At 64.9% G+C, this 15,832-nt stretch carries 19 protein-coding genes; 14 read left to right on the top strand and 5 right to left on the bottom strand.

Translation table 11 applies throughout. The annotated features are described in order from the left end of the window. Positions 1-9: 9 nt before the first annotated feature. Both OPU96_RS26620 and nirS read right to left on the bottom strand, forming a co-directional pair. A complete protein-coding gene (locus OPU96_RS26620) occupies positions 10-324 on the bottom strand; it encodes a c-type cytochrome (protein ID WP_498559989.1) in 315 nt (104 codons plus the stop codon). Positions 325-348: 24 nt separating this feature from the next. Then, positions 349-2,022 (bottom strand): nitrite reductase, encoded by a 1,674-nt coding sequence (gene nirS, locus OPU96_RS26615; protein ID WP_192300762.1) that lies wholly within the window; start codon positions 2,020-2,022, stop codon positions 349-351. A gap of 193 nt (positions 2,023-2,215) precedes the next feature. Here nirS and OPU96_RS26610 point away from each other — a divergent pair, with 193 nt between their 5' ends. The 6 genes from OPU96_RS26610 (at position 2,216) to OPU96_RS26585 (ending at position 7,838) form a co-directional block, all read left to right on the top strand. Then, complete coding sequence (locus OPU96_RS26610; protein WP_498559988.1) at positions 2,216-2,992, top strand: CbbQ/NirQ/NorQ/GpvN family protein; 777 nt, start codon at positions 2,216-2,218, stop codon at positions 2,990-2,992. A gap of 28 nt (positions 2,993-3,020) precedes the next feature. Then, positions 3,021-3,539: a cytochrome c oxidase subunit 3 gene (locus OPU96_RS26605; protein ID WP_192300804.1), complete on the top strand. Its 519-nt coding sequence runs from the start codon at positions 3,021-3,023 to the stop codon at positions 3,537-3,539. Between the two features lie 7 nt (positions 3,540-3,546). Beyond that, complete coding sequence (locus tag OPU96_RS26600; protein WP_305391010.1) at positions 3,547-3,780, top strand: cytochrome C oxidase subunit IV family protein; 234 nt, start codon at positions 3,547-3,549, stop codon at positions 3,778-3,780. 285 nt (positions 3,781-4,065) lie between these two features. Then, a complete protein-coding gene (locus OPU96_RS26595; RefSeq protein ID WP_498559987.1) occupies positions 4,066-4,506 on the top strand; it encodes a c-type cytochrome in 441 nt (146 codons plus the stop codon). Between the two features lie 3 nt (positions 4,507-4,509). Next, complete coding sequence (locus OPU96_RS26590; protein ID WP_226457525.1) at positions 4,510-5,931, top strand: cbb3-type cytochrome c oxidase subunit I; 1,422 nt, start codon at positions 4,510-4,512, stop codon at positions 5,929-5,931. A gap of 65 nt (positions 5,932-5,996) precedes the next feature. Next, a complete protein-coding gene (locus OPU96_RS26585) occupies positions 5,997-7,838 on the top strand; it encodes a nitric oxide reductase activation protein NorD (protein ID WP_498559986.1) in 1,842 nt (613 codons plus the stop codon). On the opposite strand, the gene OPU96_RS26580 is transcribed toward OPU96_RS26585, so the two are convergent. Then, a complete protein-coding gene (locus tag OPU96_RS26580; protein ID WP_192300754.1) occupies positions 7,832-8,023 on the bottom strand; it encodes a protein DnrP in 192 nt (63 codons plus the stop codon). The two genes, OPU96_RS26585 and OPU96_RS26580, sit on opposite strands and share 7 nt — an antisense overlap. Beyond that, positions 8,020-8,703 (bottom strand): Crp/Fnr family transcriptional regulator, encoded by a 684-nt coding sequence (locus OPU96_RS26575; RefSeq protein WP_226457527.1) that lies wholly within the window; start codon positions 8,701-8,703, stop codon positions 8,020-8,022. Before OPU96_RS26575 ends, OPU96_RS26580 begins: the two co-directional genes overlap by 4 nt. A 136-nt stretch (positions 8,704-8,839) precedes the next feature. Between OPU96_RS26575 and OPU96_RS26570 the strand changes: the two genes are divergently transcribed. From OPU96_RS26570 to ubiT, 8 genes are all read left to right on the top strand, one after another. After that, positions 8,840-10,015 (top strand): NnrS family protein, encoded by a 1,176-nt coding sequence (locus OPU96_RS26570; RefSeq protein WP_192300752.1) that lies wholly within the window; start codon positions 8,840-8,842, stop codon positions 10,013-10,015. Positions 10,016-10,024: 9 nt separating this feature from the next. After that, the gene (locus tag OPU96_RS26565) at positions 10,025-10,441 is read left to right on the top strand and encodes a hypothetical protein (RefSeq protein ID WP_192300751.1); all 417 of its coding nucleotides are present in this window, start codon (positions 10,025-10,027) and stop codon (positions 10,439-10,441) included. A gap of 296 nt (positions 10,442-10,737) precedes the next feature. Further along, a complete protein-coding gene (gene pdxH / locus OPU96_RS26560) occupies positions 10,738-11,385 on the top strand; it encodes a pyridoxamine 5'-phosphate oxidase (RefSeq protein WP_305391005.1) in 648 nt (215 codons plus the stop codon). A gap of 83 nt (positions 11,386-11,468) precedes the next feature. Beyond that, positions 11,469-12,023 (top strand): molybdenum cofactor biosynthesis protein B, encoded by a 555-nt coding sequence (gene moaB / locus OPU96_RS26555; protein WP_226457529.1) that lies wholly within the window; start codon positions 11,469-11,471, stop codon positions 12,021-12,023. Then, positions 12,020-13,246, top strand: coding sequence for a molybdopterin molybdotransferase MoeA (locus OPU96_RS26550; RefSeq protein WP_498559985.1), 1,227 nt, complete (start codon positions 12,020-12,022; stop codon positions 13,244-13,246). The genes moaB and OPU96_RS26550 overlap by 4 nt, the downstream gene beginning before the upstream one ends. Positions 13,247-13,255: 9 nt before the next feature. Beyond that, positions 13,256-14,251 carry a ubiquinone anaerobic biosynthesis protein UbiU gene (ubiU, locus tag OPU96_RS26545; protein ID WP_498559984.1) on the top strand — a complete coding sequence of 332 codons (996 nt, stop codon included), beginning with the start codon at positions 13,256-13,258 and terminating at the stop codon, positions 14,249-14,251. A 10-nt stretch (positions 14,252-14,261) separates the two neighbouring features. After that, on the top strand, positions 14,262-15,152 hold the full coding sequence (locus tag OPU96_RS26540; protein ID WP_192300746.1) for a U32 family peptidase: 891 nt from the start codon (positions 14,262-14,264) through the stop codon (positions 15,150-15,152). After that, positions 15,146-15,613, top strand: a complete 468-nt coding sequence (ubiT, locus tag OPU96_RS26535) for a ubiquinone anaerobic biosynthesis accessory factor UbiT (RefSeq protein ID WP_192300745.1) — start codon at positions 15,146-15,148, stop codon at positions 15,611-15,613. Before OPU96_RS26540 ends, ubiT begins: the two co-directional genes overlap by 7 nt. A gap of 6 nt (positions 15,614-15,619) precedes the next feature. On the opposite strand, the gene OPU96_RS26530 is transcribed toward ubiT, so the two are convergent. Continuing rightward, positions 15,620-15,832: hypothetical protein (locus tag OPU96_RS26530; protein ID WP_498559983.1), on the bottom strand; the 213-nt coding region annotated here is incomplete at its 5' end.

Here is a 15,832-nt window from a genome sequence, read left to right as displayed (position 1 = left end):
CTCCTCGGGTTATTTCAAGGTCAGGATCCAGGTGGCCAACGTCTTCGCTTCGTCATCCGTCACCTGGTTCGGCGGCATCGGGATCGGCCCCCAGTTGCCCTGGGTGCCGTTCTTGATGTGGCTGGCAAGGGTGGTGGCCGCGTCTTTTACCGCCGCGTTCTTGGCGGCCACGTCCTTGAGCGCCGGCCCGACGACTTTGCTGTCGATGCTGTGGCACGCCGCGCACGGTTTGCTCTTGAACAGCGCCGGGCCGTCCTGGGCGAGGGCCGGTTGCAGGCCGGTAAGCGCGGTGCTGGCGAGCAGTGCGAGGAGCATATTTTTCATGGCAGATTCCCTTGTTGATCAGGCTCAATAAATGTCGTGTTGGGTGTTGAACACGTTGAACTTGCCGGTGGGTGTGATCAGGCGCTTGTCCTTGATCACGTGTTTGAGCTTCAAGGTCTTGTCGTCGATCACCACCAGCGCCGATTCCTCGGTCTGGCCGTTCCACACCGAGAACCACACCTCGTCACCGGCCTTGTTGTATTCCGGTTGCACCACGCGCAACGCGCCTTGCTTGATCCCCGAGTACTCGGCAATCGGCAGCACGCTGTAGCCTTTGTCGAGGTTGTTGATGTCGAACACGGCGACCGACTGGCTCAGCTTGGCGTCGGGGTTGAGGGTGGTGTCGACATACAGGTGGTGGGAGTTGGGGTGGGTCTTGATAAACAGCGAACCACCACCCTGGCCGCTGAGCGATGCCACTTGTTTCCAGGCGTATTGCGCGTGCTTGACCGGGTCGGTGCCGATCACCGAAATCCCGCCGTCGCCCAAGTGACTGGTGGCCCATACCGGGCCGTATTGCGGGTGCACGAAGTTGGCGCCACGCCCGGGGTGTGGGGTCTTGCCGACGTCGACCAGGGCGGTGAGGGTGCGCTGCTTGGAGTCGATCACCGCGACCTTGTTCGAGTTGTTGGCCGCCGTGAGGAAGTAGCGGTGGGTACTGTCCCAACCGCCGTCATGCAGGAACGGCGCGGCGTCGATGGTGGTGATGGTGAGGTTCTTGATGTCCTGGTAATTGACCAGCATGACCTTGCCGGTTTCCTTGACGTTGACGATGAACTCCGGCCATTCGTGGGACGCAATGATTGCCGCCACCCGCGGTTCGGGGTGGTACTCCTGCTTGTCGACGGTCATGCCACGGGTCGAGACGATCTGCTTGGGCTCCAGGGTTTCGCCGTCCATGATGGTGAACTGCGGCGGCCAGTAGGAGCCGGCGATGGTGTACTTGTCCTCGAAACCCTTGAACTTGGAGGTCTCCACCGAACGCGCTTCGATGCCCACTTTGATCTCGGCGACCTTGGTCGGCTCGGCGGGCCACAGGTCGATCATGTCGATCTTGGCGTCGCGGCCGATCACCAGCAGGTAGCGACCCGAGGCGGAGATGCGTGAGATGTGCACGGCGTAGCCGGTGTCGATCAGCTTGACGATCTGCTTGGTGTCGCCGTCGATCAGGGCGATCTTGCCGTCGTCGCGCAGGGTTACGGAGAACAGGTTTTCCAGGTTGAGTTTATTCAGCTGGTGCTTGGGCCGGTCTTCAGGTTTGACCAGGACTTTCCAGGTCTTGAGCGTCTCGGCCATGCCCCATTCCGGCGGGGTGGGCGCGGTGTGCTGGATAAAGCTGGCCATGCTGCTGATCTGCGCCTTGGTCAGCGCATTGGAGGTGCCCCAGTTCGGCATGCCGGCGGGGGAGCCGTAGGTGATCAACGCTTCGAGGTAGGCCTGGCCACGGGACTGGGTGATGTCTGGGGTCAGCGGTTTGCCGGTGGCGCCCTTGCGCAGCACACCGTGGCAACCGGCGCAGCGTTCGAAGTAAATCTGCTTGGAGGTGTCGAAGTCGGCCTGGCTCATGTCCGGCGCGCCGGCGGTTTTCACCACGGCAGGCGTGACCGCGCCATGGGCGTTCAAGGGCAGGGCGAGGGCCAGTGCGCAGCTCAGGCTGGCGAGGCTCAAGGTGAAGGTGGTTCTGTTGCGAGTCAGCATTCCATTTACTCCTCAGGCGAGACCTTTGCGGTGCCGCGCAACGGGGTGCGGGCGCAGGTTCTTAGTGCCTGGCCAGACTATGGCGAGGTGTTGGAATGCTCGCTTGACGGCGATCAAGTTTGCTTTGGGTAGCGCTTGCCAGGTTGTCGCAGGCGCCCTTAGCGTGGCCGCAAATCAGCTGTGGACCTGTGTCATGAGCGAACCTTTCTACCAACCCGTCGACAATGAATGCCTGCTGTTCGAACATGCCTGGCGCCACCGCATGCCGGTGCTGATCAAAGGCCCGACCGGCTGCGGCAAAACCCGCTTTGTGCAGCACATGGCGCACCGCTTGCAGTTGCCGCTGTACACCGTGGCCTGTCACGACGATCTCAGCGCCGCCGACCTGGTCGGCCGCCACCTGATCGGTGCCCAAGGCACCTGGTGGCAGGACGGCCCGCTGACCCGTGCGGTGCGCGAAGGTGGCATCTGCTACCTCGATGAAGTGGTCGAGGCGCGCCAGGACACCACTGTGGTCCTGCACCCGGTGGCCGACGACCGCCGCGAGCTGTACCTGGAACGCACCGGCGAAGTGGTCAAGGCGCCGCCGTCGTTCATGCTGGTGGTGTCGTACAACCCCGGCTACCAGAACCTGCTCAAGGGTATGAAACCCAGCACCCGCCAGCGTTTCGTGGCGATGCGCTTCGACTATCCGGCGCCAGCCGATGAAGCGCGTATCGTCGCCCAGGAGGCCCAGGTGGACAGTACGCTGGCCGCCGAAGTGGTGCGCCTGGGCCAGGCGTTGCGGCGTCTCGATCAACACGACCTGGAGGAAGTCGCCTCCACGCGCCTGCTGATCTTCACCGCCCGCCTCATCGCCGCCGGCATGCCACCGCGTGAAGCCTGCCTGGCCTGCCTGGCCCAGGCCTTGAGCGACGACCCGCATACCGTCGCGGCGCTGATGGACGTGGTGGACGTGCACTTTGCTTGAATCACGGCGCCTGCCGGGCGACTTGGCGATGTGGTTTTTCATCCTCGCCGAGTTGACGGTGTTTGCGATTTTGATCCTGACGTTTGCCGTGACGCAGCGCCTTGAACCCGAAGTGTTTGCCCTGGGCCGCAGCCAGCTGGACAGCTCCACCGGGCTGGCGATGACCGTGAGCCTGCTGACCGCCGGATTGTGCGCCGCGCTGGGGTTGCAGCAAGTGCGTGGGCAGCCATCGCGGCGCGGTGCCGGGTGGTTTTGTGCGGCGTTGTTGGCAGCGTTGATTTACGTGGGCATCAAGCTGGAGGAATACGCCCACCTGGCGGGGGTTGGGCTGGGCTTGGAATACAGCCGGTTTTTCACTTTGTACTGGGTATTGACGGGGTTTCATTTCCTGCATGTGCTGCTGGGCATGGTGATCCTCGGGTGGCTGGCGGTGGGATGCTGGCGGGGAAGGGTGGCGATAAGCGGGGTGGAGTCGGGCGTGTTGTATTGGCACATGGTCGACCTGGTGTGGGTGGTGTTGTTTCCGGTGGTGTATGTGATGGGGTGAAGGATCGATGAGCACGTCGCAGGGGTTGCTGGTGTGTTGGGCGGTGTTGGTGTCGCTGAGTGCCGGGACGGTGCTCACGGGCGCTGCAGGCGTGTGGTGGGCGGTGCTGCTGTTGGCGGTCTCGAAGGCGTGGCTGATTGCGGACGGGTTCATGGAATTGCGGCATGCGCCCTGGGGGTGGCGGCTGATGCTGTTGGGATGGGCCGTGGTGCTGGCGCTGCTTGTCGGCGCGATCTGCTGAGCGCGCCTTTGTAGTGAGCGGGCTTGCCCGCGCTGGGTGGCGAAGCCGCCCCAAACAGTCCGCCGCAGTGTTTCAGGAATACCGAGGTGCCGGGATTTGGGGCGGCTTCGCCACCCGGCGCGGGGCAAGCCCGCTCACTACAAGCGCGTCAGTAGCAGGTTTATGGGGTGACTGAGTGTGGGAGGGCCAAGCTCCTCCACAATCCGCACTTCTTGATCGCCATCAATCACTTTTCACACCCCGCCTTCCTATCATGGCCCCCGCCAAGCCATGAGGAAGACGACCATGTCAGAGACCTTCACCAAGGGCATGGCCAGGAATATCTACTTCGGAGGAAGCGTGTTCTTCTTCCTGATTTTCCTGGCCCTGACCTACCACACCGAACAGACCTTTCCGACTCGCAGCAACGTCGACCAGCTCACCGAAGCGGTGGTGCGCGGCAAGGGCGTGTGGGAGCGCAACAACTGCGTCGGCTGCCACACCCTGTTGGGCGAGGGCGCGTACTTTGCGCCGGAGTTGGGCAATGTGTTCCAGCGCCGGGGCGGTGAAGAAGGGTTCAAGCCGTTCCTGCACGCCTGGATGAAGATGCAACCCCTGGGCGTGCCCGGGCGCCGGGCCATGCCGCAATTCAATCTCAGTGACCAGGAGGTGGGTGATCTGGCCGAGTTCCTCAAATGGAGCTTGAAGATCGACACCAATAACTGGCCACCGAACAAGGAGGGCTGAGCCATGCGCAGCGTCAATCCCTATCTGAAATTCCAATCCCAGGCCGTGGCCAAACCCTACTTTGTGTTTGCCCTGATGCTGTTTGTCGGCCAGGTGCTGTTCGGCCTGATCATGGGCCTGCAATACGTGGTGGGTGACTTCCTGTTCCCGCTGATTCCGTTCAACGTGGCACGGATGGTCCACACCAACCTGTTGATCGTATGGCTGCTGTTCGGCTTCATGGGCGCCGCCTATTACCTGGTGCCCGAGGAGGCGGACCGCGAGCTGCACAGTCCGAAACTGGCGATCCTGTTGTTCTGGGTGTTTGCCGTGGCCGGGGTGTTGACCATCCTTGGCTACCTGTTGGTGCCCTACGCGGCGCTGGCCAAGCTGACCCACAACGAACTGCTGCCAACCATGGGCCGTGAGTTCCTGGAGCAACCGACCATCACCAAGATGGGCATCGTCGTGGTATGCCTGGGCTTTCTCTACAACATCGGCATGACCCTGCTCAAGGGCCGCAAGACCACGGTCAGCATGGTGATGATGACCGGGCTGATCGGCCTGGCGGTGTTCTTCCTGTTCTCCTTCTACAACCCCGGCAACCTGGCGCGGGACAAGTTCTACTGGTGGTGGGTGGTGCACCTGTGGGTTGAAGGCGTGTGGGAATTGATCATGGGCTCGATGCTCGCGTTCGTGCTGATCAAGGTCACCGGCGTCGACCGTGAGGTGGTGGAAAAATGGCTGTACGTGATCATCGCCATGGCCTTGATCACCGGGATCATCGGCACCGGGCACCACTTCTTCTGGATCGGCGCGCCGCAGGTGTGGTTGTGGGTCGGTTCGATCTTCTCGGCACTGGAACCGCTGCCGTTCCTGGCGATGGTGATGTTCGCCTTCACCATGGTCAAACGCCGTCGGCGCCAGCACCCCAACCGTGCCGCAACGTTATGGGCCAAGGGCACCACGGTGACAGCGTTCTTCGGCGCCGGAGTCTGGGGGTTCCTGCACACCTTGGCCCCGGTCAACTTCTACACCCACGGCACCCAGCTCACCGCGGCCCACGGTCACCTGGCGTTCTTCGGCGCCTACGCCATGATCGTGATGACCCTGATCAGCTACGCCATGCCGCGCCTGCGTGGCCTCGGCGAAGCGCCGGATGCCCGCTCGCAGACCATCGAGGTCTGGGGCTTCTGGCTGATGGTGCTGTCGATGGTGATGATCACCCTGTTCCTCACCGCCGCCGGCGCCGTACAGGTGTGGCTGCAACGCTGGCCGGTGGACGGCGTGGCGCTGCCGTTCATGGCCACCACCGAACATCTGCACGGGTTGTTCTGGGCGCGGTTGGCCAGCGGCGTGGTGTTCCTGCTCGGACTGCTCTGCTACCTGTACAGCTTCCGGCAACGCCGCGCGGTGGCCGGTGAACCGGTGCCGATTGTGCATTGATCGTTAATCCCCAAGAGGGCGGCCCGGCTGATTCAGCGGGCCGTTTTACGTTTGGAGCAATGCCCATGGCTTTTACCCTGGAACTGGAAGAGTGGGTCGGCAGCGCCTGGCACCGCTTTATCACCCGTCGCGCCAGCGTGGATTTCCCCGCGGCGCAGGTCCACTTGAGTGACCGCCAACGCAGCCTGGCGCTGCTGTTTCGCGCCCTCGGCGGCGCCGGAGGCATCGCCCTGGAAGCCGCCGGCGAACGCGACCTGCTGCTGCGCCGTAACCTGTTGATGCGTATTGCCGGCACTTGCAAACAGGCACCGCTGGCGTCCTGCGACGGCAACCGTTTGCGCCTGCCGTCCCGCCTGGCGGTGTTCCCCCACGCCAGCCTCAACCTGGAGCTTTACCGCTGGTTGGCCCTGCTTGCCGCACAGTCCGGCCCGATGACCCACTGGGCGCGGGACAACCAGCGCTGGACCTGGCTGCTGCTGCAACGCTACCCCGCCATGGGCCCCAGCTACCGGCGCCTGGTGGATGCGCACATCGCCTTGCGCCCCGACCCCGCCAGCCTGCGCCCCGACGAAGCGGCGCTGGAAAAAGCCCTGCGCAAGGCCCTGCGCGAGCCCGGCAGTGTGCGCCATCTGCCACGCAGCGAGCGCGCGCCGTGGCCGTTGCCGTTGTGGTTGTACCCGCCGCTGCACCTCGACACGCCGCAAAGCGCCGACCTCGACGACAGCGGCGACGATCTGTCAGCAGCGCCCAGTGAACAACACGGCGCACCCAAGCGCGCCACGCGTCTGGATGACCAGAGCCGCGACGGCGGCCTGCTGGTGGTACGCCTGGAAAACCTGTTCAGTTGGACCGAACACGTCGACCTCGACCGCTGGAGCGACGACAGCGACGACCCCGACGCCGCCCGCGTGGCCGAAGACCTCGACCAACTGAGCCTGTCACGCCAGCGTGTGCGCAAAAGTGGCGGGCTGAAACTGCACCTCGACCTGCCGCCCGCCGACGTTGATGACATCCCCCTCGGCGCAGGGATCAAGCTGCCGGAGTGGGACTACCGCCAGCAGCGCCTGCAAGACGCCTTCGTCAACCTGCAACTGATGCAGCTACGCGACGCGCCACCGCAACCCTTGCCCGTGCGCCTGCATGCCGAGGCCCGGCGTTTGCGTCGCCAGTTCCAGCACCTGCGCACCGACCGCCAATGGCAGCGCCAGCAACCCCAGGGCAGCGAACTCGACCTGCACGCCTGGCTGGATTTTCATGTGCAACGCCAGCACGGCGCCTGCGCCGAGCGCGGCTTGTTCATGGAGCAACGTCACAGCCACCGCGACCTCGCTTGCCTGCTGCTGGCCGACCTGTCGATGTCCACCGATGCGCACCTGAACGATAGCCAAAAGGTCATCGACGTGATTCGCGACAGCCTGCTGCTGTTCGGCGAAAGCCTGGCCGGCGCGGGGGACCGCTTTGCGCTGTACGGGTTTTCGTCCCTGCGTCGCCAGCAGGTGCGCATGCAGGTGCTCAAGTCCTTCCAGCAACCCTATGACGACCACACCCGCGGTGCGATCCAGGCGCTCAAGCCGGGTTACTACACGCGCATGGGCGCCGCGATCCGCCAGGCCACCCGGCTGCTGGGGGCCTGCCCACAGCGGCGCAAACTGTTGTTGCTGCTCACCGATGGCAAGCCCAACGACCTGGATCTGTACGAGGGCCGCTATGGCGTGGAAGACACCCGCCAGGCGGTGCTCGAAGCGCGGCGCCAGGGCTTGATCCCGTTCTGCATCACTATCGACAAGCAGGCCGGTGACTACCTGCCGTACATGTTCGGCGCGAACGGCTTCACCCTGATCCGCCAGCCACAGCAGTTGCCGCAGCGGCTACCGCAGCTGTACCGGCAGTTGACCGAGGGTCAGTAAATATCCCGGGGGAGCCAGAAGAACATCGCGATGCAAAACAGCGCCAGGCCCACGCAGAACCACTGAAAGCGGCTCAGCCGCAGGGCCTGTTTGCTGGCCTCGGACGCCGGCAGCGGCATGGCGCAGTGTGCGCAGGTGACGCGTGCTTCGGGGTTGCGCCGCTGGCAGTACAGGCAGGTCTTCACTCGAATTGCTCCAGGCGCGGGCGGTCGAGAATGGCGATATGACGACCGTCCTGGGTGATGATCTTTTCGTCGATCAAGCGCCGGATAATCCGCGAGAACGTCTCCGGCTGGATCGACAGGTGCCCGGCGATCAACTGCTTGGCCATGGGCAGTTCGAAGCGTGTTTCGGTGTTCTGCTGGCGCACCAGTTGTGTGAGCAGGTAGCGCACCACGCGGTGGGTGGCGTTCTTCAGCGACAGTGTCTCGATCTCGTTGACCCGCTGGTGCAGGCGCACGCACAACGTGCCGAGCAGGGCGAAGGTCAGGCGGCTGTTGCTGTGCAACAGGCGCATGTAGGTGGCGTTGGACAGCCGATACACCTGGCTCGGGCACACCGCTTCGGCGCACGCCACGTAGTTGGGCGTGTCCATCAGCATCATCGCTTCGGCGAACGTCTGGCGTTCGCCGATCACCTCGAACACCTTCTCCTGGCCGTCCGGGGTCAGGCGGTAGATTTTCACCGCGCCGGCAATCACAAAGTAAAACGCCTCGGCCGGTTCGCCCTGGCGGAACAGCGGCTCGCCCTTGTCGACATTGAGCAGTTGGCTGTTGCTCATCAGCTCAGTCAGTTGGGCCTCGTCCATGGGCTCGAACAGGTGGTGACTGCGCAGGATCTGGTGATGGACACGATGGAGCACCATCAATACCTCGGGACACAAAGGGGAAGGGGGGCTCAAGGTTAATCCGACTACCCTTGGCACAGCTTGATCTGCGACAAGGGCAAGACGCGCGCGCAGGCGCACCATCGGCACAGAAAATGAGTTGAGGAGCCGCAGCATGCAAGTTCTGGATCGGCGCAAGGCACTGTCGATTACCCCGTTGTTTCGCCTGGCCTTCCGGCCGTTCTTCCTCGGCGCGTGCCTGTTGGCGGCGTTGGCGGTTCCCCTGTGGCTGCTGGCCCTGGGAGGCATGACCGGCAACTGGCAACCGGCCGGCGGCTGGCTTGTCTGGCATCGGCATGAACTGCTGTTTGGCTTTGGCGTGGCGATCATCGCCGGGTTCCTGCTGACGGCGGTGCAGACCTGGACCGGCCGCCCGGGCCTCAGCGGTGCGCCCCTGGCGGCGCTGGCGGGTTTGTGGCTGGCGGCGCGCCTGGGCTGGTTGCTGGATATTCCATGGCCGCTGCTGGCGCTGCTGGAACTGAGCTTTCCGCTGGCGGTGGCCGGGGTGATGGGCTGGACGCTGTGGCAGGTACGCCAGCGGCGCAACTACCCGATTGTGCTGGTGCTGGTGCTGCTGGCCGTGGCGGATGGGTTGTCGCTGTATGACCTCGGCCTGCAACGCCAGGCGGTGCTCACCGGGCTATGGCTGGTGGCCGCGATGATGGGCTTGATCGGCGGCCGCGTGATCCCGTTTTTCACCCAGCGCGGCCTGGGCCGGGTCGAGGCGGTCAAGCCGTGGCCGTGGCTGGATCATCTGCTGCTGGGCGGCTCGATCCTGGTGGCGCTGTTCTATGCCAGCGGGCTGGCCCTGTCGCCGCGCCTTTGGCTGGGCGTGCTGTTTGCCGCACTTGGCGTGGGCCACCTGCTGCGCCTGGTGCGTTGGCACGCGCGCGGCCTGTGGCAGGTGCCACTGTTGTGGTCGCTGCACCTGGCGTACGCCTGGCTGGCGCTGGCCTGCCTGGGCATGGCGCTGTGGCATTTCGGCGCGCCGTTGAACCCCAGCCTGGCGGTGCATGCGCTGACGGTGGGGGCCATGGGGGGCTTGATCCTGGCGATGATCGCGCGGGTCAGCCTCGGCCACACTGGCCGCTCGCTGCAACCGCCAGGTGGGATGAGCCTGGCGTTTGCGCTGCTGAACCTGGCGTGTGTGTGCCGGGTACTGCTGGTGCTGGTGTGGCCGGTGGCGGCGCTGTGGCTGGCGGGGGCGTGCTGGTGCGTCGGGTTGGGGCTGTACCTGTGGCGTTATGGCCCGATGCTCTGGCAGGCGCGGGTCGACGGGCATCCAGGGTAGGAGGCAGCCATGTATTCACTGTTGCTGATCGTACATCTGCTGGCGGCCATCGCGTTTATCGGCACGCTGTTTTTTGAACTGGTGATCTGGCACAGCGCCCGGGAAGAGTTGGCCTGGTCGGCGCAATTCACCTCGGACCAGGCGATCGCCCGGCGATCGCGGCGGGTGCTGCACGGGGTCGTGGTGGTGCTGTACGGCGCGGGCCTGGGCCTGGCGTGGCACTACTGGAACGTGCCGTGGACCGCTCGTTTTACGCTGTTGTTCAGCCTGAAAGTCAGCCTGGCGCTGAGCATCATCGGGCACTACCTGCTGCTCGCGTACTGGCTGACCCATAAGCGCCTGAGTGCCAAGCGCGCACTGTGGATACGGCGCAGCATCCTGGGGCACATGGTGCTGATCGTGATCCTCGCCAAATCCCTGTGGTAACCCCTGCATCAACCGCCTTTGTAGTGAGCGGGCTTGCCCCGCGCTGGGTGGTGCAGCCGCCCCAAACCCAGGCACCTTGGTTTGTCTGAAACACCGTGGCGTCCTTGTTGGGGCGGCTGCGCCACCCGGCGCGGGGCAAGCCCGCGCACTACAGAGTGTTCAAGGCCAGGGTGCAGGAATGTGATGTTGTACACAGTTGCCATGCGGCGTCATGCCACGGCCAATTGTTGATCGCGGTCAAGGGATCATTCGGCGTCAGTTCCCACACTGTGGCGAACTTTCCGGAGGACCGCGTCATGCCCCTGTCCCTTGCGCAATTGCGCCGCAACTACACCCTTTATGGCCTGCGTGATGACTGCGAGCAGGACGACCCGCTGGAGCTGTTCGGCCAGTGGCTGGCCCAGGCGCGCAAGACGGAAGTGCCGCCCGCCGAGGCCAACAGCATGGCCCTGGCCACGGTCGACAGCAGCGGCCACGCCCATTGCCGCATCTTGTTGCTCAAGGGCTTCAGCGCCGAAGGGTTTTTCTTTTTCGGTCATTACCAGAGCGCCAAGGGCCAGGAACTGGCGAGCAACCCCCACGCCGCCATGACGTTTTTCTGGCCCGGCCTGGAGCGCCAGGTGCGCATCGAAGGCCCGGTGATGAAGGCCGACACCGAACTGTCCGACGACTATTTCGACGCCCGCCCGGCCGCCAGCCAACTGGGCTCCTGGGCCTCGCCGCAGAGCCAGCCATTGGCCCATCGCAGCGAGCTGGAAGGCCGCCTGCGTGAAGTCACCGAGCGTTTCGCCGGGCGCCAACCGCCACGGCCGGAGCAATGGGGCGGCTATTGCCTGCAACCGCAGCGCATCGAGTTCTGGCAGGGGCGTGCGGATCGTTTGCATGACCGCCTCGACTTCCGCCTGCACGACGGCCACTGGCAACGCACGCGCCTGGCCCCCTAACGGCATACCTCCTCCGAGGAATAGGCCCTGCGCCCATTGCGGCGCAGGCTGCAACCATCTTTTCAACGCCTGGAGCCTGGATCATGGCCCATCTGACCCAACGCAGTTTTGTCTCCCTGAATATCGCGGTGCTGACCATCAGCGACACCCGCACCTACGACACCGACACCTCCGGCGACACCCTGGTGGACCGCCTGCAAACCGCTGGCCACATGCTGATCGACCGCGGCATCGTGATGGATGACATCTACCAGATCCGCGCGCGCGTCTCGCAGTGGATCGCCGACCCCCAGGTGCAAGTGGTGCTGATGACCGGCGGCACCGGCTTCACCGCTCGAGATAACACGCCCCAGGCCGTGCTGCCGTTGCTGGACAAACAGGTCGACGGTTTTGGCGAGCTGTTTCGCCAGGTGTCCCTTGCCGAAATCGGCATGTCGACCCTGCAATCGCGTGCCCTGGCCGGTTTCAGCAACGGTGTGCTGGTGTGCTGCATGCCAGGTTCGCCGGGCGCGTGCCGCACCGCCTGGGACCAGATTCTCGTCGGTCAACTGGACAGCCGCACCGGCCCGTGCAATTTCGCGCCGCACCTCAAGCCACAACTCGACCAGGCGCTCGCGGCCTGTGAGGCACGCTCATGAACGTGTGTGACAGCGGCGACCTGCTGCCGGTAGAGGAGGCCATCGAACAGTTGCTGGCACAGGCGCCGCCGCCGCCTTCCACTGAAGTGATTGCCTTGGCCCAGGCCCTTGGGCGGGTCGTCGCCGACGAAGTGTTTTCACCCCTCGACCTGCCAAGCTGGGACAACAGCGCCATGGACGGCTACGCCCTGCGCGCATTTGACGTGCCGGAGCAGGGTGGTTACCTCGAAGTGGCCGGGCGCATCGCCGCCGGGCACAGCAGCGACGTGCCGTTGCAGGCCGGGCAGGCGGTACGCATCTTTACGGGTGCGCCGTTGCCGGCGGGCGCCGACAGCGTGGTGCCACAGGAACGTTGCCGGGTGTATGGCCCGCGCATCTGGTGCCCACCCGTGCGCCTGGGCGAACACGTGCGCAAGCGCGGCGAAGAGCTGCAACGCGGGCAACGGGTGTTGAGCGCCGGCAAGCGCCTGCGTGCCCAGGAGATCGGCCTGCTGGCGGCAGCGGGCATCCCGCGGGTCAAGGTCTATCGGCCGCTGCGGGTGTGCCTGCTCAGCAGCGGTGATGAATTGCGCGAGCCGGGTGAGTCGCTCGCACCCGGGCAGATCTACAACAGCAACCGCCACCTCCTCGCGGCGTTGCTGCGCGGTTGGGGCGTGGACGTGCACGACTACGGCGTGATGGCCGACGCCCTGGCGGCCAGCCGCGATGCGCTGGTGCTGGCGTCTTCCGAATGCGACCTGCTGCTGACCACCGGCGGTGTGTCGGTGGGCGAGGAGGACCACCTCAAGCAGGCGATCCAGGCGCTCGGCAAGGTCGAGTTCTGGCGCCTGGCGATCCAGCCCGGCAAGCCCTTGGCGTTCGGCCAGGTCGCGGGCAAACCGTGGATCGGCCTGCCGGGCAACCCGACCGCCGCGCTGATCACCGCGTTGGTGGTGGTGCGCCCGTTCCTGCTGCGCGCCCAGGGGGCCGAGCGGGTGTTGCCGGTGCCGATCAACGTGGTGGCCGGGTTTGACTGGGCCAAGCCGAACAAGCGCCGCCAATACCTGCGTGCGCGCTTGAGCCCCGGCATCGATGGGCAATTGCGCGCCATCCTGCACCCGCAGCAAAGCTCGGCGATGCTCGCGCCCGCGTGTTGGGCCGACGGCCTGGTGATTGTCGAACGCGGACAGCAGGTGCCCAAGGGGGCGGCGGTGCCGTTCCTGTCCTTTGCCGATTTTCAATAAGGAGCCACCATGCAACTGGTCTGCCCGGCAGGCAACTTGCCTGCGCTGAAAGCCGCCGTGCGCCAAGGCGCCGATGCGGTGTACGTGGGGTTTCGCGATGACACCAATGCCCGGCATTTCGCCGGGCTGAACATGGACGACAAACAGTTCGACGCCGCCGTCGCCCATATCCGCCAGCACCAGCGCAAGCTCTACGTGGCGGTCAACACCTACCCGCAACCCAAGATCTGGCCGCGCTGGCAACGGGCGGTGGACCGCGCCGCCGATCATGGCATCGACGCGCTGATCGCCGCCGACCCCGGTGTGCTCGGCTACGCCGCCCAGCGTCATCCGCACCTGGCCTTGCACTTGTCGGTGCAGGGCTCGGCCACCCATGCGGCGGCGCTGAAGTTCTACGTCGAACGCTACGATATCCGCCGTGCGGTGCTGCCGCGTGTGCTGTCCCTGGCCCAGGTCAAACAGGTGGCGGCCAGCGCCACGGTGCCCATCGAAGTGTTCGGCTTTGGCAGCCTGTGCATCATGGCTGAAGGGCGCTGCCACTTGTCGTCCTACATCACCGGGGAATCGCCCAACCTGTGCGGTGTGTGCTCACCGGCCAAGGCCGTGCGCTGGAGCGATGACGCCGACGGCCTCAGTGCGCGCCTCAGCGAGGTGCTGATCGACCGCTACACGCCGGACGAACCCGCCGGCTATCCGACCCTGTGCAAAGGCCGTTTCCTGGTGGACGGCAAGCGCTTCCATGCGCTGGAAGAACCCACCAGCCTGGACACCCTCGACCTGCTGCCAGAGCTCACGGCCATCGGCGTGGAAGCAGTGAAGATCGAAGGCCGCCAACGCAGCCCGGCGTATGTCGAGCAAGTCACCCGCGTCTGGCGCGCCGCCCTCGACGCCCACCGCGCCAGCCCGGCCCACTTTGTGGTCAAGGACCAATGGCGGCAGGTGTTGGCGGGGCTTTCCGAAGGCAGCCAGACCACCCTGGGTGCTTACCATCGTGCATGGCAGTGAGGAACCACAGATGAAACTCAGCCTCGGACCGGTGCTGTTTTATTGGGACAAGGAGCACCTCGGGCGCTTCTATGCGGACATGGCCGACTTGCCCCTGGACGTGATTTACCTGGGCGAGACCGTGTGCTCCAAACGCCGCGCCCTGAACCTCGATCAATGGCTGGGCCTGGGGCGTGAATTGCAGGCGTGCAGTTCGGCGCAGATCGTGTTGTCGAGCCTTACCTTGATTGAGGCCGCCTCGGAACTGTCCAGCCTGCGTCGCCTGTGCGACAACGGCCAGTTGCTGGTGGAAGCCAACGACATGGGCGCGGTGCAGTTGCTGATGGAGCGCAAGCTGCCCTTCGTCGGCGGCCCGGCGCTCAACCTCTACAACGGCCACGCCCTGGTGCAATTGCTCGATGCCGGCATGCAACGCTGGGTGCCGCCGGTGGAATGCTCCCGCGGCTTGATCGCCGATGTGCTGGAGCAAGTACGTGAACTGGGGCGGCCGTTGCCCCAGGTCGAGATCTTCGCCTACGGTCATCTGCCCCTGGCCTACTCGGCGCGCTGCTTCACTGCCCGTGCGGAAAACCGGCCCAAGGACGACTGCCAGTTCTGCTGCATCAACTACCCGGACGGCATGGCCTTGACCAGCCAGGAAGGGCAGGCGTTGTTTACCTTGAACGGCATTCAGACGATGTCCGCCGACGTCACCAACCTGCTCGCCGACTACCCGGGGCTGGTCGCCTGCGGTGCCGATCTGCTGCGTCTGAGCCCCAGGGCCGAAGGCATGGCCGATGTGGTGCGTGCCTACGACCAGGTGCGCCAGGGCGCCACGCCGCCGTTGTTTGTCGACGGTTGCAACGGCTACTGGCATGGCCAGGCCGGCATGTTGCGGGTCGAGGAGGTGGGGCTATGTTGAATCGCAAACAATGGCTGCTCAAGGGCGCCGACCGTCTGTTGCCACTGCTGCGCCGCGTGCCGTTCCGGGTCCAGCGCCTGGCGTTGCAGCAAGGCCTCAACCGCTGCCTGGCCGAGCCCTTGCGCGACGGTGGCTTCGACCTGCTGCGCGGGCGCTGGATGTGCCTGCGCATCCCCGACCTGGGGTTGTGCTGGTACTTGACCCTGGCGCGGGATGGGTTGCGCATTGCCGACAAGGCCCAGGCCCAGGTGACCATCAGCGGCAACTGGCGTGAGTTTTTGTTATTGGCCAGTCGGCAGGAAGATCCGGATACGCTGTTTTTTCGCCGGCGGTTGGTGATTGAGGGGGATACGGAGTTGGGGTTGGGGTTGAAGAACCTGATCGATAGCCTGGACCCGGATGTGTTGCCGCCGTGGCTATGGCGCAATTTGGAACGTGCGGGACGCGGCCTGGCAGCCTGACGCGTCTCAGGTTCCGACATAACGTTGCTTGGAACACCGGACCTGTGGCGAGGGAGCTTGCTCCCTCGGGGATCTCCAGTCGAACATCGACAGCGCATCCACACCAATCACCTGTGGGAGCGGGCTTGCCCGCGAAAGCGGTGGTTCAGCCAACACCTCTATCAACAGTGCCACCGCCTTCGCAGCCTCGCTAAAGCTCGACAGCTCCCACAGGGGACT

It is taken from the genome of Pseudomonas sp. RP-B7 (assembly GCF_059803535.1).
This window is presented reverse-complemented; position numbering and strand designations above follow the sequence as displayed.

Coding starts and splice junctions, on each gene's coding strand:
- OPU96_RS26565 (WP_192300751.1), top strand. CDS start 10,025: ATGTATTCACTGTTGCTGATCGTACATCTGCTGGCGGCCATCGCGTTT.
- OPU96_RS26610 (WP_498559988.1), top strand. CDS start 2,216: ATGAGCGAACCTTTCTACCAACCCGTCGACAATGAATGCCTGCTGTTC.
- ubiT (WP_192300745.1), top strand. CDS start 15,146: ATGTTGAATCGCAAACAATGGCTGCTCAAGGGCGCCGACCGTCTGTTG.
- OPU96_RS26540 (WP_192300746.1), top strand. CDS start 14,262: ATGAAACTCAGCCTCGGACCGGTGCTGTTTTATTGGGACAAGGAGCAC.
- nirS (WP_192300762.1), bottom strand. CDS start 2,022: ATGCTGACTCGCAACAGAACCACCTTCACCTTGAGCCTCGCCAGCCTG.
- OPU96_RS26605 (WP_192300804.1), top strand. CDS start 3,021: ATGTGGTTTTTCATCCTCGCCGAGTTGACGGTGTTTGCGATTTTGATC.
- pdxH (WP_305391005.1), top strand. CDS start 10,738: ATGCCCCTGTCCCTTGCGCAATTGCGCCGCAACTACACCCTTTATGGC.
- OPU96_RS26590 (WP_226457525.1), top strand. CDS start 4,510: ATGCGCAGCGTCAATCCCTATCTGAAATTCCAATCCCAGGCCGTGGCC.
- OPU96_RS26620 (WP_498559989.1), bottom strand. CDS start 324: ATGAAAAATATGCTCCTCGCACTGCTCGCCAGCACCGCGCTTACCGGC.
- OPU96_RS26570 (WP_192300752.1), top strand. CDS start 8,840: ATGCAAGTTCTGGATCGGCGCAAGGCACTGTCGATTACCCCGTTGTTT.
- ubiU (WP_498559984.1), top strand. CDS start 13,256: ATGCAACTGGTCTGCCCGGCAGGCAACTTGCCTGCGCTGAAAGCCGCC.
- OPU96_RS26575 (WP_226457527.1), bottom strand. CDS start 8,703: ATGGTGCTCCATCGTGTCCATCACCAGATCCTGCGCAGTCACCACCTG.
- OPU96_RS26585 (WP_498559986.1), top strand. CDS start 5,997: ATGGCTTTTACCCTGGAACTGGAAGAGTGGGTCGGCAGCGCCTGGCAC.
- moaB (WP_226457529.1), top strand. CDS start 11,469: ATGGCCCATCTGACCCAACGCAGTTTTGTCTCCCTGAATATCGCGGTG.
- OPU96_RS26595 (WP_498559987.1), top strand. CDS start 4,066: ATGTCAGAGACCTTCACCAAGGGCATGGCCAGGAATATCTACTTCGGA.
- OPU96_RS26600 (WP_305391010.1), top strand. CDS start 3,547: ATGAGCACGTCGCAGGGGTTGCTGGTGTGTTGGGCGGTGTTGGTGTCG.
- OPU96_RS26550 (WP_498559985.1), top strand. CDS start 12,020: ATGAACGTGTGTGACAGCGGCGACCTGCTGCCGGTAGAGGAGGCCATC.